Here is a 13,466-nt window from a genome sequence, read left to right on the forward strand (position 1 = left end):
TGGGAGGACATCATGTATCTCGGCCTCGACCTGGGCACATCGGGCGTCAAGGCGCTGCTGATCGATGATCGCCAGAAGGTCATCGGCTCGGGCCATGGCTTGCTCGAGGTCTCGCGGCCGCATCCCGGTTGGTCGGAGCAGGACCCGGCGCACTGGATCGAGGCCTGCGAGGCGGCGATCGCCGAGCTCAAGGCTTCCCATCCAACTGAGCTTGCCGCGGTCAAGGGCATCGGCCTCTCCGGCCAGATGCATGGCGCAACCCTTCTCGACGCCTCGGACAAGGTGCTTCGCCCCTGCATCCTGTGGAACGACACGCGCAGCCATGTCGAGGCTGCCGCGCTCGATGCCGACCCGCGCTTCCGCGAGCTAACCGGCAACATCGTCTTTCCGGGCTTCACCGCGCCGAAGCTCGCCTGGGTGAAGAACAACGAACCGACAATCTTTGCCAGGGTTGCCAAGGTACTGCTGCCCAAGGATTTCTTGAGGCTCTGGCTTACCGGCGAGCACATTTCCGAAATGTCGGATTCGGCCGGCACGTCCTGGCTCGATGTCGGCAAGCGCCGCTGGTCGTCCGAATTGCTCGCTGCGACGTCGCTCGACGAGAAGCACATGCCGTCGCTTGTCGAAGGCACCGCGAAGGCCGGCGCCTTGCGCGGCGACCTCGCCTCGAAATGGGGCATTGCTTCAGGCATTCCGGTGGCCGGCGGCGCCGGCGACAATGCGGCGTCGGCCTGCGGCATGGGCACGGTCGGCGCCGGCAACGCTTTCGTCTCGCTCGGCACGTCCGGCGTGCTGTTCGCGGCGAACGCCTCCTACCTGCCCAATCCGGAAAGCGCGGTGCACACATTCTGCCATGCGCTGCCAAACACCTGGCACCAGATGGGCGTCATCCTGTCGGCCACCGATTCGCTCAACTGGCTGTCGGAGATCACCGGGAAGAGCGCCGGCGACCTGACCGGCGAGCTCGGCGACAAGCTCAAGGCGCCGACGGACGTCTCTTTCCTGCCCTATCTCTCCGGCGAGCGCACGCCGCACAATGATTCCGTTATCCGCGGATCATTTACGGGCCTCGCGCATGAATCAGGCCGGGCCGTGCTGACGCAGGCCGTGCTCGAAGGCGTGGCGTTTGCCTTCCGCGACAGTCTCGAAGCGCTGAAGACGGCGGGCACGAAGCTTACACGAGTGACGGCGATCGGCGGCGGCTCGCGCTCGCGCTACTGGCTGAAGGCGATCGCCACGGCGCTGCAGCTGCCGGTCGACATTCCGGCCGATGGCGATTTCGGCGCCGCTTTCGGCGCGGCGCGGCTCGGCCTGATTGCCGCGACGGGTGCTGATCCAATTGCCGTCTGCACGGCGCCCGTGACCGACACCACGATCGAGCCGGATGCCGGACTTGGTGGGGCCTTCGCGGACGCCTATCAGCGCTATCGCGCGCTCTACCCGGCGATAAGGGCTGCAACCGCGTGAGTGGGCGCGAGGCACCCTCTAGCCGCATGAGTGGGCGCGAGGCACCCCCCTCTGCCCTGCCGGGCATCTCCCCCTCAAGGGGGGAGATTGGCAGCTTCAGCGCTGCCGTACTTTTTTCCACGCTGGCGATTGGCGAAGAGCAACGTGACAGCCAATCTCCCCCCTTGAGGGGGAGATGGCCGGCAGGACAGAGGGGGGTGCTTCGCGCCTCCCCTCCCCGGTTGGCCTCACTGCGCCGGGACCTTGTCAAGGAAGCCGGTGACGCTCTTCAGGCGGCCGTTCTCGATGACGCCGATATCCGTGCCTTCGATGACGGACTCATTCCCCTCCGGCCCGAGGTTCCACGAGAAGCGGATGCGGTCGGCGAAACCGTCGGGCTCGCCTTTCAGCGAGAAACGAAAGCCGGCAAAGCGCTGCTGGACGCCGTCGATCAGCGCGGCGATGCCTTCATGGCCGTCGCCCTGCATGACCGGGTCGCGGTAGCTGACGTCGCTGGTGAAGGCAGCCTCGAGCAAGGCCTTTCGGCGCGTCGCGTCGCTCTCGTTCCAGGCGGTGATGTAGTTGCGGGCGATCGTGTTGAGGTCGGTCATTGTCTTCATCCTTCGTTGGATCGTTACGACATGACCCTTTTCGCGCCAGGAAAGAGCGAAACCAATTACGCCTGAGGTAATCGGGCGAAGCATTCGGAGAGGAAGGAAACCATGAGCAGCGGATTTTTCGGCGACATCGAGAAAATCAAGTATGAGGGGCCGGATTCGACCAATCCGCTGGCCTACCGGTACTACAACCCGGACGAGGTCGTGGCCGGCAAGCGGCTGGAAGATCATCTGCGCTTCGCCGTCGCCTACTGGCATTCCTTCGCCTGGCAGGGCGGCGACCCCTTCGGCGGCCAGACTTTCGATCGCCCCTGGTTCGCCAAGCCCGGCGGCGTCGACACGATGGAATTGGCGAAGCTCAAGGCCGACGTCGCCTTCGAGATGTTCTCGCTGCTCGGCGCGCCCTATTTCTGCTTCCACGACGCCGACGTGCGCCCGGAAGGCAAGGATTTCTCCGAAAGCGCTGCGCGCCTCGACGAGATCGCCGATTACTTTGCCGACAAGATGAAAAAAACCGGCATCAAGCTGCTCTGGGGCACGGCGAACCTCTTCTCGCACCGCCGCTTCATGTCAGGTGCGGCCACCAATCCCGACCCGGACGTGTTCGCCTATGCGGCGGCGACGGTGAAGAAGTGCATCGACGTCACCAAGAAGCTGAAGGGCGAGAACTACGTGCTGTGGGGCGGGCGTGAAGGCTATGAGACGCTGCTCAACACCGACCTCGCCCGCGAGCAGGAACAGGCCGGCCGCTTCCTCAACCTCGTCGTCGACTACAAGCATAAGATCGGCTTCAAGGGCACGATCCTGATCGAGCCGAAGCCGCAGGAGCCGACAAAGCATCAGTACGATTACGATGTCGCGACCGTCTATGGCTTCCTCAAGCGCTTCGGGCTGGAGAAGGAAGTAAAACTCAACATCGAGCAGGGCCACGCCATCCTCGCCGGCCATTCCTTCGAGCATGAGCTGGCTTTGGCCAACGCGCTCGGCATCTTCGGCTCGATCGACATGAACCGCAACGACTACCAGTCGGGCTGGGATACCGACCAGTTCCCCAACAACGTGCCGGAAATGGCCTTGGCCTATTACCAGATCCTGCAGGGCGGCGGCTTCAAGACCGGCGGCACCAATTTCGACGCCAAGCTCAGGCGCCAGTCGCTCGACCCGGAGGATCTCTTGATCGGCCATATCGGCGGCATGGATTCTTGCGCGCGCGGCCTCAAGGCTGCAGCCGAAATGATCGAGGACAAGGCGCTGTCCGCACCGCTCGCCGAGCGCTATGCCGGCTGGAACACCGCCGAGGGCAAGGCGATGCTGTCCGGCAAGCGCACGCTGGAAGAGATCGCCGAGCGGGTGGTGAAGAAGAAGATCGAGCCGCAGCCGCGCTCCGGCCGGCAGGAGCTGCTGGAAAACATCGTCAACAGATACGTGTGATATCGGCGGGAGCGCTTTTGCATTTGGCCAAGAGCTCAGGGCAGCGCCTTGAGCGCGGCAGCGATTGCCGCCAGATTGGCGTCGGTCTCGGCTATGTCGGCGCCGGCGCCTTTCCTTGCGTTGACTGAATCCTCGCAAAGTTGCCTGGCCTCCAGGAGGAGAGAGCGGTCCTTGCTTCGATCGCCTATGTCCAGCAGCGCGCGGCATAGGCTGTCGGACGTGAACGCGACACTCATAGTTGCTTGCAGCTTCTGTTGAACTGCGAGTGCCTGACGTAGGACCGGGACCGCTTCTGCGAATCGGGCACCATCGTTTTCCCATTCGCCAATAATAACCAACCCGTACCCGATCGAATTTTGCGTATTCGCCCACCGCTCCGGTTGATGCTCGCGGGTGAACACCAATTGGCTATTTCGCCAAGCCGCGAGTGCCGCTTTTCCGCGCTCGAGACTTTCTGGTCCCTTCGTCCGCTTTGCATACATCCAAAGTGCATCGCCAAGAGCCGCCTGTGCTAGCGCCCATTCGAACGGCGCCCGTTCGCGGGTTGCTTCCTCCGACGCCGATTGGTATGCGGCGATCGCCTCCTGCAGCAGGGCTGTACCATTTCCGTGCGCATCGAAAATGGCGAGCGCTCCGCCGAGACCAGTTTGGGCCCGAGCCCAGTCGAGCGGTACGCGTTCTCGCGTCCACTCCTCCAGAACCTCGCGGAATATCGGGATCGCCTCCTCAACATGCGCCATGTCTTGTTGGCGTCGGCCCAAAGCCACCAGCGCGTTTGCGATGTTGAACCGAGCCATTGCCCATCGCAGGGGTTCCCGCTCCCGGGTCCACTCTTCCAGCGATGCGTTAAAGGCGGTGATAGCCTCATCGAGTCGAGATGTGCCGGCTTCGTGATTGCTGAGTGACAAAAGCGCGCTGCCAAGGTTGTTCTGTGTGGTCGCCCAGTCGAACGGCGCTCGTTCTCGGGTCAACTCCTGCAGCGCCGCCCGGTAGGCACTGACCGCCGCCTCGAGGCTTGCTGCGTTGTCGTCCACCTGACCTAGCGCTCGAAGCGCATTGCCGAGGCTACTCTGCGCGGCACCCCAGCGGATGGGAACGCGTTCAGGTGTCCATTCCCCTAACACTTCATTGAACGCCGAGATCGCTTCTTTAAGACGAACCGCATCGTTCTCGCGTTCACCGAGCACCCAATACGTCAATGCGAGATTGTCCTCGGCCCTCGCCCAGTCTAGAGGCGTCCGCTCGCGGGTCCATTCCTGCAGCGCCGCGCGGGAGGCAGCAACTGCCTGTTCCAAGTTCGCTGTACCGCTTTCGCGCGCACCAAGGCTTCGAAGCACAACGCTGAGATTGTTTTGTGTCTGCGCCCAGGCAAATGGCGCCCGCTCCCGCGTTTGCACCTCCAGCGCTGCCCGGAATGCAACAACCGCTTCCTCTAGACGGTCTGTCCCGCCGCTGTGCTCGCCGATCGCCCAGGATGCGATCCCGAGATTGCTCTGCGTCTGTGCCCAGTCAAACGGAACGCGTTCGCGGGTCCTTTCTTCCAGCGCCGCCCGGTAAGCAACCACGGCCTCCTCCAGGTGTGCGGTACCACCCTCCCGTTCGGCGAGGGCGAATAGCGACACCCCAAGATCGTTCTGCGTTGTTGCCCAGTCGAGCGGCAATTCCGATCTTGGAGTGATGTCTAGTAGACGCCTTTCTCGTGCAACAGCCGTCTCAGCCGCCGAGTTGTCTCCATACTCGTCGCCCTGGTGATACCACGCCGAAGCTTCTTGCCGAAGATATTCACGCCGGAGTTCTGAATAAGCTTCTCCCTTTGGAACTGTGTTCGCCGCATTCGCGAAGTGCTTCGCCGCATCGGGGTAGCGCAGACGACCAAGTGCCAGGTCGCCTCGGTTGGCAAGCGTGGCTGCTCGGTTTGTAGCAAGCTTGTCTTGAGCCAAAGCTTGCTTGTTGTCGATCTCGGCAAGCAGGGCGTCTGCTTTGTCGAGTTCGCCTGCCTTGGTCGCAGCCTCGGCCCGCCCCTTAAGCGAGATGATTTCAGCAGTGTCGCCCGGCTGCGCTGCCGCTATCGATTGGAGGTCTTTGAACTTTGTTGCGATCTCGACCAATTTGCCCGCAAGCTGCTCGGAAGGGACGTTCGTCTCCCCCAGGATTTCGAAAGCGGCCCGTATCTGGCCGTTCGTCAGATCGAGCGCTTGCCGGACATTGTCGACAGTCTGCCTGCGCTCGTCGGCCAGTTCCTGAAGCGTCTTGTTCGTATCCTGATAGGCCTTCCTGGCTTCCGAGAACTCGTTGACGATCGCCGCCAAGACTTCCGGCGGGACACCGCAGACATTGGAAATCTGGCTGGTGTTGACTGAACCGGCAATCGCGACTGCGCAGTTCTGAGCCTCCGTGTCGCCGAGCGCCTCAGCCGAGGTCGGCATCCACCCCTCGACTGAGAATGCCAGGGCGACAGTAATGGCTGTGACGGTGATCCGCATGGCGATGCCCTACTTTGTCGTGTCGCCGCTACCCTTATTTTCAACCGTGGATCCAGATACATCACCGCCTATGGCAACGCTGCCGTGATCAGCAGACGCTGCTTTTGCCAATCCTTGGCTGGAGTAGACCCAAGCAGCGACGCCCACAACAGCCACCGACCACACCGCGATAACGATCAGCCTCAGAAGCCTATAGGCTTCGGCAGGTGGGAGCTTGGGGAAGATTTTCTTACGGATAATCTCGCGGAAAAGGATAAGGAATACCCCCAAAGCGAGACCGCCGATTCCGGCTACTTGCCCAACAGCCTTCAGCACTGCGGCATCCATAGTCCGCTCCTATGTCAACCCCAATAGGCTCCGCTATGCGAAGAATACACTGGGGTCTGTGAAGCACATTACAAAATATCAGAAATTTCGGCGATCAAGCCGGGTTGTCGCGGCGCGAAGTATTGCACACGATCTTGCTGGCTGAAGATTGCCGCCTCTGCCTTCCACTGGTCTGTCCAGCCTAAGCATACAGGTGACAACAGAGGGCAGAATCACCATGAGCGCCGCACCGCTGTCCAGTTAAGAAGCGACTAGTGGCACCGTCAGCTTTGACACAGTCGGTGCACGAAGCGCCTTTCCACGCGGGGCAAGCCTAGACGACAAGGTCTTGCCCCGCACTGCCTCTCAATCGCCCCGCTCTTGCCTTCAAACAGCCGTCACGGACTTCCTATATTGTGGGGACGTGGCGGGAAGGAAAGAAGGAGGCGAAACGTATGCAGCACGAACGCGAAATCGACGCCCTGCTCTCTCCCAGCGAGGCTGGCTCGATCATCGATCGGCTGATGGCGCTGCCGCATTCGAAGGACGGCGCCCGCAAGACAAATGAATGGGATCGCGCGGTCGCCGCGCGGCTCGAAACGGCGCTGGCCAAGAGCATGCGCTCGCGCATTGTCCGCGAAGGCCGCGACGCAGCCTGATTCTTCGGTGACTGATTCTTCAGTGACCTCATTCTTCCGCAATTTGACGAACGGAGACGGTTTCTCCATCCTGCATCGATGATACGCGCGGTGCTGCTCGATCTTCTGGGTGTCGTCTATGATGGCGACACCCCGATTACGGGCGCTGTCGCGGCCATCGGGCGTCTGCGCGAAGCTCAATTGCCGCTCCGCTTCGTCAGCAACACGACACGCTCGCCGCGCAGCGCAATCATCACGCAGCTTGCGGCCATGGGCATCGAGGTAGCCGACGAAGAATTGCTGACGCCGGCGCGCGCCGCGGTCGAATGGCTGCGCAAGCATGACCGCCAGCCGCACCTGCTCGTCCATCCCGACCTCGAGGTCGAGTTTTCCGGGCTGAAGGGCGGGAGCGGACGCGCTGTCGTCATCGGCGATGCCGGCGAGGCTTTCGACCATGCCAGCCTCAACCGGGCTTTCCGCGAGCTGGTCGCCGGCGCAGATTTTCTTGCGCTTGCCATCAACCGCACCTTCAAGGATGCCGACGGCCTGCTCAGCCTCGACACCGGCGCCTTCGTCGCGGCGCTGGAATTCGCCAGCGGGCGAAGCCCCGTCGTGCTCGGCAAGCCGTCAGCGGATTTCTTCCACTCGGCGCTCGCCCGTCTGAACTGTCCGGCTGCCGATGCGGTCATGGTCGGCGACGATGCCGAGAGCGATATCGCCGGCGCGCTCAGCGCGGGGCTTGGCGCGGCGCTGCTCGTGCGGACGGGCAAGTTTCGCCCAGGCGATGAAACGCGCTTCGATCCAGCACCGACGGCGCTGGTAGACGATCTCACCGCTGCAACCGAATGGATACTTAAAGGCGCGCCGGGCTGAAACGGATCCGCTCGGCGCGCTTTGAGTTTCGTTTGATGGGTGCTGTGGCCTGATGGACCGGCGGTTGATTCCCTCTCAGGGTTCCCCAGCGGGCTCGCGGGGAGCGAATCTGCGCAATCGGCTTTCCTTTTTCCGTTATGTCCGGCGAGCGCGCCTTCCGCGCTCGCATCGGCGGCGGCATGGGAACCGCCACAATAGTCGAAAGGAAGTGAGATCATGCCGAAGATCAACGTCACCGCTCTGCCGTTCGTCGCGCGTGGCGGTTACCCGCCGCCGTACGACAAGCTGGTCGCAGGTCGTTCGCGCAAGCGTCTCGGCGATGAAGCCGGCCTGACCCAGTTCGGCGTCAACCTGGCGAAGCTCGCACCCGGCGCCTACTCATCGCTGCGCCATTGGCACGAGAATCAGGACGAGTTCATCTTTGTCATGGAAGGGGAACTGACGCTGGTGGAGGACGAAGGCGAGACCGTGCTGCGGCCGGGCGACGCGGCCGGCTTCAAGGCGGGCGTCGCCAACGGCCACCATTTGGTCAACCGCTCCGGCAACGACGCTATCTATCTTGAAGTGGGAACGCGCACACAGCGGGAACGCGCGCACTTTTCCGACGTCGATCTTGTCGCCGTTGCCGACGAGACCGGCGTCCACTACAGCCGTAATGACGGAGCGCGCTTGTGAACGCTTTCACGCTGGAATTGCCCTAGCCGCGTCTCAGCCTGACCGGCGCCTCGCCGAATGCCTTGGAAAATGCCCTGGAAAATGCCGCGGCGGAGGAAAAACCCGTGCGCCCGGCAATGTCGGCCATCGCAATGCGTGTGTCGACGACCAGGCGCCTGGCGGCGCTGAGGCGCAGCCGCAGATAGTAGGCGCCGGGCGTCTCGCCGATCGACTTGCGAAAGATGGTTTCCAGCGTCCGCGCTGTCACGCCGGCGCGCTTCGCCACCGCGTCGATGGTCAGCGGCTGGTCGACATGCGCTTCCATCAGCCGGATCGCCTGCGCCAGGCGCTGATCGTAGCCGTCGAGCCGGCCGAGCGAGACCAGCGGCTGCGCGTCGGTCGCGGCGCGCGCCTGGTCGTAGATGAATACGCTCGCCACATCGAGCGCGGCGGCCATGCCGAGCCGGGTGCGGACGAGATGCAGCATCAGGTCGAAGGTCGGCGAGGCGCCGCCCGAGGTGAAGACCGGACCGTCGATGACATAGCGGTCCGGCCGCACGTCGACGCCGGGAAAGGCGGCGGAGAAATCCTCCATGTCCTCCCAATGGGTGGTGGCGCTGCGGCCTTCGAGCAGCCCGGCGCGCGCCACCAGCCAGGTGCCGGCCTCGACGCCGCCGCAGGCGCGGGCCGCACGCGCTGCCCTCCGCAAACCGGCAAGCAGCGCCGACGTCGCGTAGTTCTGCGTGCCGAAGCCGGCGACGACGACCAGCATGTCGGTCGGCTCGGCCGCATCGAAGCGGCCACTGACGGCGACCGGCAGGCCGCAGGTGGTCACCGAGGCCTCGCCGGTGACCGAGACCAGCTTGAAGTCGAACAATGTCTCGCCGGAAATGCGGTTGGCGGCGCGCAGCGGGTCGACCGCCGAGGCCACGCACATGATGGACGATCCCGAGAACACCAGGAACGTCACCTTGAGCGTTTCGCGTTCGGAGCGAAAGATGCTCGGCTTTTCGCTTTTGATCATGAGAGCTTCGTAAAACGCAAAACAGTTTCCGACAAGTCGGTCATTCTTGGCCAGCTTCGGCCATGTCGTCACAGCAAAGCCGGTTTCCGACTTTTTGCTCGGCATGGATGGCTGATCGAATTTGGGAGGAAAGACGATGCCGCTTGCGATGAACCGTGAGGTCTTCGTTACCTGTGCCGTGACCGGCTCCGGCGGCACGCAGGATCGCAGCCCGAATGTGCCGCGCTCGCCCAAGCAGATCGCCGATTCGGCGATCGAGGCGGCAAAGGCCGGCGCCGCCATCGTCCACTGCCATGTCCGCGACCCGGAGACCGGCAAGCCCAGGCGCGACGTGCATCTCTATCGCGAGGTCACCGAGCGTATCCGAGAGGCGAATGTCGACGTCGTGCTGAACCTCACCGCCGGCATGGGCGGCGATATGGTGTTCGGCTCGCCCGAGGCGCCGCTGCCGCTCAACGAAAAAGGCACCGACATGGGCGGCGCCACCAACCGCATGGAGCATGTGCGCCAGTGCCTGCCGGAGATCTGCACGCTGGATTGCGGCACGATGAACTTCGCCGAGGCCGACTATGTCATGACCAACACGCCCGGCATGCTGCGCGCCATGGGCGGCATGATGACGGCGCTGGGCGTCAAGCCGGAGATCGAGGCCTTCGACACCGGCCATCTGTGGTTCGCCAAGCAGCTTGTCGAGGAGCAGGTGCTGAAGCCCGACGCGCTGGTGCAGCTCTGCATGGGCGTGCCGTGGGGCGCGCCGGACGACCTCAACACCTTCATGGCGATGGTCAACAATGTGCCGTCGACCTGGAACTGGTCCGCCTTCTCGATCGGCCGCAACCAGATGGCCTATGTCGCGGCGGCCGTGCTCGCCGGCGGCAATGTCCGCGTCGGTCTGGAAGACAATCTCTGGCTGGACAAGGGCGTGCTGGCGACCAACGCGCAGCTGGTCGAGCGCGCCGTGAGCATCGTCTCCAATCTCGGCGCGCGCGTGCTCGGGCCGGAGGAAGTGCGCAAGAAGCTCAACCTCACCAAGCGGGCGCCGATCGCCGCGTGATTTGAGGGCTCCTGAAATGGCTACCGTCAAATTCACCGCGATGAAGGACGGCGATAAGGAAGATTATGAATTCCTGACCGCCCACGAGATCGACTATGCCGCCAAGACCGGCGACCGGCTGCTCGACGCGCTGGTGCAGCTCGACGAGGGCCTGTCCGGCTACAAGATCACCCGGCTCGGCCATTCGCTGCAGGCGGCGACGCGCGCCTGGCGCGACGGCGCCGACATAGACTGGATCGTCGCCGCACTTCTGCATGACATCGGCGACATCTATGCGCCCTACAATCACGACGAATATGCCGCGACGATCCTGAAGCCGTTCGTGCGCGAGCAATGCACCTGGGTGGTGGAAAAGCACGGCGATTTCCAGCGCCTCTATTACGCGCATCATCTCGGCGGCAACCGGCATGCGCGCGACCGCTTTGCCGGCCACCTCTATTTCGACGACTGCGACCAGTTCTGCGAGCGCTGGGACCAGTCGAGTTTCGATCCCGACTACGACACGCTGCCGGTCGAATTCTTCCGGCCCTTCGTGCTCGAAGTCTTCGCGCGCAAGGCCTACGACCCGGTGGTGATCCGCGCCGGCGAGCGCGTGCCGCTTACCGATCCCGAAACAGCCAAGACGAGAACCGGAGCCTGAGCATGAGCGTTATCAACAAGGCGGCAGCCATCGGCGGCGGCGTCATCGGTGCCGGATGGGTGGCGCGGCTGCTCTTGAACGGCATCGACGTCGCGATCTTTGATCCCGATCCCGAAGCGTCGCGCAAAGTGAGCGAGGTGATGAAAGGCGCGCGCCGCGCCTACAAGCAGATGCTGCCCGGCGGCCTGCCCAAGGAAGGCAAGCTCACCTTCGCCAAGACGATCGCCGAGGCCGTCGCCGACGCCGACTTCATCCAGGAAAGCGTGCCGGAGCGGCTCGACCTCAAGCACAAGGTGCTGGCCGAGATCGACCAGCATGCGCCGGCCAACGCCATCGTCGGTTCCTCGACCTCCGGCATCAAGCCGACCGACATGCAGGTGGCGATGAAGAAGCATCCGGAGCGGCTGGTCGTCGGCCATCCGTTCAATCCGGTCTATCTGTTGCCGCTGGTCGAGATCGTCGGCGGCCAGCAGACTTTCCCGGAGGCGATCGAGGTCGCCAAGGAGCTCTACGCCTCGATCGGCATGAAGCCGGTGGTGGTGCGCAAGGAGATCGAGGCCTTCGTCGGCGACCGCCTGCTCGAGGCCGCCTGGCGCGAGGCGCTGTGGCTGGTCAAGGACGGCATCTGCACCGTCGAGGAACTCGACGACATCATGCGCTATTCCTTCGGCCTGCGCTGGGCGCAGATGGGCATGTTCCAGGTTTACCGCGTCGCCGGCGGCGAGGCCGGCATGCGCCACTTCATGGCGCAGTTCGGCCCCTGCCTGAAATGGCCGTGGACCAAGCTGATGGACGTGCCGGAATTCAACGACGAATTGGTCGATCTCATCGCCACGCAGTCGGACGAGCAGGCCAACGGGCTGTCGATCCGCGAGCTGGAGAAGATCCGCGACGACAATCTGGTCGCGATCATGGAAGCGCTGTCGAAGCAGAACAAAGGCAAGGGCTGGGGCGCCGGCGCGCTGCACAAGGATTATACCAGGCAGCTCGCCAAGCTGGCGGCGAAGCCGGCTGCCAAAGCCGCCGACAAGGCAAAGACCGCCAAGCCGGCGAAGAAGGCGGCGAAGCCGGTAAAGGCTGAAAAGCCGGCCAAAGCCGACAAGCAGAAGAAGAGCAAGAAGAAGGGCTGAGGCGATGCATTTCGGTCTTTCGGAAGAACAGAAGCTCATCGTCGAGACGACGCGCGCCTTCGTCGAGAACGAGCTTTACCCGCATGAGCGCGAGGTGGAGCGCACCGGCGTGCTGCGCCGCGAGCTGATCGACGAGCTGAAGGCCAAGGCGATCGCGGCCGGGCTCTACGCCGCCAACATGCCGGCCGATGTCGGCGGCGCCGGCCTCGATACGGTGAGCTGGCTGCTTTACGAAAAGGAGCTCGGCCGCGCCAACTACGCGCTGCACTGGACCTGCGTGGCGCGGCCGTCCAACATCCTGCTCGCCGGCACGCCGGAGCAGCGCGAAAAGTATCTCTTTCCCTGCATCCGCGGCGAGAAATGGGATTGCCTGGCGATGACCGAGCCCGGCGCCGGCTCCGATCTGCGCGGCATGAAGGCGACCGCGGTGCAGGACGGCTCGGACTGGGTGCTCAACGGCACCAAGCACTTCATCAGCCATGCCGACATCGCCGACTTCGCGATTTGTTTCATGGCCTCGGGCGAGGAGGATTCGCCGCGCGGCAAGCGCAAGAAGATCACCGCCTTCTTCGTCGACAAGGGCACAAAGGGTTTCACGGTGCGCGACGGCTATCGCAACGTCTCGCATCGCGGCTACACAAACTCGATCCTCGAATTCGACGATTGCCGGCTGCCGGCGAGCCAGGTTCTCGGCGAGGTGCACAAGGGCTTCGAGGTGGCGAACTCCTGGCTCGGAGCCACGCGGCTCCAGGTCGGAGCCACCTGCCTCGGCCGCGCCGAGCGCGCGCTCTCGCACGCCATCGAATATGCCGCGCAGCGCCAGCAGTTCGGCCAGCAGATCGGCAAGTTCCAGGGCGTCTCGTTCAAGCTCGCCGACATGGCGACCGAGCTGAAGGCCGCCGACCTGATGGTGTTCGAAGCCGGCTGGAAGTACGATCAGGGCACCGTCACCGATCAGGACATGGCGATGGCCAAGCTGAAGGCCACCGAGATGCTGGCTTTCGTTGCCGACGAGGCGATCCAGATCCATGGCGGCATGGGGCTGATGGACGACCTGCCGCTCGAGCGCATCTGGCGGGACGCCCGCGTCGAGCGCATCTGGGAAGGCACGTCGGAGATTCAGCGACATATTATTTCGCGGGCGTTGCTGCGCCCGTTCGGGGCTTAGAG

Annotated in this window: 13 protein-coding genes; 9 read left to right on the forward strand and 4 right to left on the reverse strand. The window is 63.6% G+C overall.

All coding sequences use genetic code 11. The features are described from left to right. The first annotated feature begins 12 nt into the window (after window positions 1–12). Window positions 13–1,467, forward strand: a complete 1,455-nt coding sequence (gene xylB / locus QAZ47_RS01940) for a xylulokinase (RefSeq protein ID WP_278232319.1) — start codon at window positions 13–15, stop codon at window positions 1,465–1,467. Between the two features lie 227 nt (window positions 1,468–1,694). Here the strand turns inward: xylB and QAZ47_RS01945 are convergent, their stop codons facing one another. Then, entirely contained in the window at window positions 1,695–2,057 is a 363-nt protein-coding gene (locus tag QAZ47_RS01945) for a nuclear transport factor 2 family protein (RefSeq protein ID WP_278232320.1), read from the reverse strand. A 111-nt stretch (window positions 2,058–2,168) separates the two neighbouring features. On the opposite strand from QAZ47_RS01945, the gene xylA reads away from it, so the two are divergent. Then, a complete protein-coding gene (gene xylA / locus QAZ47_RS01950; protein ID WP_278232321.1) occupies window positions 2,169–3,494 on the forward strand; it encodes a xylose isomerase in 1,326 nt (441 codons plus the stop codon). A 35-nt stretch (window positions 3,495–3,529) separates the two neighbouring features. On the opposite strand, the gene QAZ47_RS01955 is transcribed toward xylA, so the two are convergent. Together QAZ47_RS01955 and QAZ47_RS01960 are read right to left on the reverse strand one after the other, a co-directional pair. After that, window positions 3,530–5,977, reverse strand: a complete 2,448-nt coding sequence (locus QAZ47_RS01955; RefSeq protein WP_278232322.1) for a tetratricopeptide repeat protein — start codon at window positions 5,975–5,977, stop codon at window positions 3,530–3,532. 9 nt (window positions 5,978–5,986) lie between these two features. Further along, window positions 5,987–6,304 (reverse strand): hypothetical protein, encoded by a 318-nt coding sequence (locus tag QAZ47_RS01960; protein ID WP_278205305.1) that lies wholly within the window; start codon window positions 6,302–6,304, stop codon window positions 5,987–5,989. 434 nt (window positions 6,305–6,738) lie between these two features. Here QAZ47_RS01960 and QAZ47_RS01965 point away from each other — a divergent pair, with 434 nt between their 5' ends. The 3 genes from QAZ47_RS01965 to QAZ47_RS01975 all read left to right on the forward strand — a co-directional run bounded on the left by QAZ47_RS01965 (window position 6,739) and on the right by QAZ47_RS01975 (window position 8,469). Further along, the gene (locus tag QAZ47_RS01965) at window positions 6,739–6,942 is read left to right on the forward strand and encodes a hypothetical protein (protein ID WP_278075098.1); all 204 of its coding nucleotides are present in this window, start codon (window positions 6,739–6,741) and stop codon (window positions 6,940–6,942) included. Between the two features lie 90 nt (window positions 6,943–7,032). After that, window positions 7,033–7,794 carry a TIGR01458 family HAD-type hydrolase gene (locus QAZ47_RS01970; protein WP_347567181.1) on the forward strand — a complete coding sequence of 254 codons (762 nt, stop codon included), beginning with the start codon at window positions 7,033–7,035 and terminating at the stop codon, window positions 7,792–7,794. A gap of 216 nt (window positions 7,795–8,010) precedes the next feature. After that, on the forward strand, window positions 8,011–8,469 hold the full coding sequence (locus tag QAZ47_RS01975; RefSeq protein WP_278232324.1) for a cupin domain-containing protein: 459 nt from the start codon (window positions 8,011–8,013) through the stop codon (window positions 8,467–8,469). A gap of 22 nt (window positions 8,470–8,491) precedes the next feature. Here the strand turns inward: QAZ47_RS01975 and QAZ47_RS01980 are convergent, their stop codons facing one another. After that, window positions 8,492–9,472: a GlxA family transcriptional regulator gene (locus tag QAZ47_RS01980; protein ID WP_278232325.1), complete on the reverse strand. Its 981-nt coding sequence runs from the start codon at window positions 9,470–9,472 to the stop codon at window positions 8,492–8,494. A gap of 136 nt (window positions 9,473–9,608) precedes the next feature. Here QAZ47_RS01980 and QAZ47_RS01985 point away from each other — a divergent pair, with 136 nt between their 5' ends. Genes QAZ47_RS01985 through QAZ47_RS02000 form a run of 4 tightly spaced genes read left to right on the forward strand, consistent with a single transcriptional unit; the run spans window position 9,609 to window position 13,464 of the window. Then, on the forward strand, window positions 9,609–10,526 hold the full coding sequence (locus QAZ47_RS01985) for a 3-keto-5-aminohexanoate cleavage protein (RefSeq protein WP_278232326.1): 918 nt from the start codon (window positions 9,609–9,611) through the stop codon (window positions 10,524–10,526). Between the two features lie 16 nt (window positions 10,527–10,542). Continuing rightward, the gene (locus QAZ47_RS01990; protein ID WP_278232327.1) at window positions 10,543–11,166 is read left to right on the forward strand and encodes an HD domain-containing protein; all 624 of its coding nucleotides are present in this window, start codon (window positions 10,543–10,545) and stop codon (window positions 11,164–11,166) included. A gap of 2 nt (window positions 11,167–11,168) precedes the next feature. Further along, window positions 11,169–12,296 carry a carnitine 3-dehydrogenase gene (locus QAZ47_RS01995; RefSeq protein WP_278232328.1) on the forward strand — a complete coding sequence of 376 codons (1,128 nt, stop codon included), beginning with the start codon at window positions 11,169–11,171 and terminating at the stop codon, window positions 12,294–12,296. 4 nt (window positions 12,297–12,300) lie between these two features. Further along, a complete protein-coding gene (locus tag QAZ47_RS02000) occupies window positions 12,301–13,464 on the forward strand; it encodes an acyl-CoA dehydrogenase (RefSeq protein ID WP_278232329.1) in 1,164 nt (387 codons plus the stop codon). Window positions 13,465–13,466: the final 2 nt, after the last annotated feature.

Source organism: Mesorhizobium sp. WSM4904 (assembly GCF_029674545.1).
Lineage (GTDB): Bacteria > Pseudomonadota > Alphaproteobacteria > Rhizobiales > Rhizobiaceae > Mesorhizobium.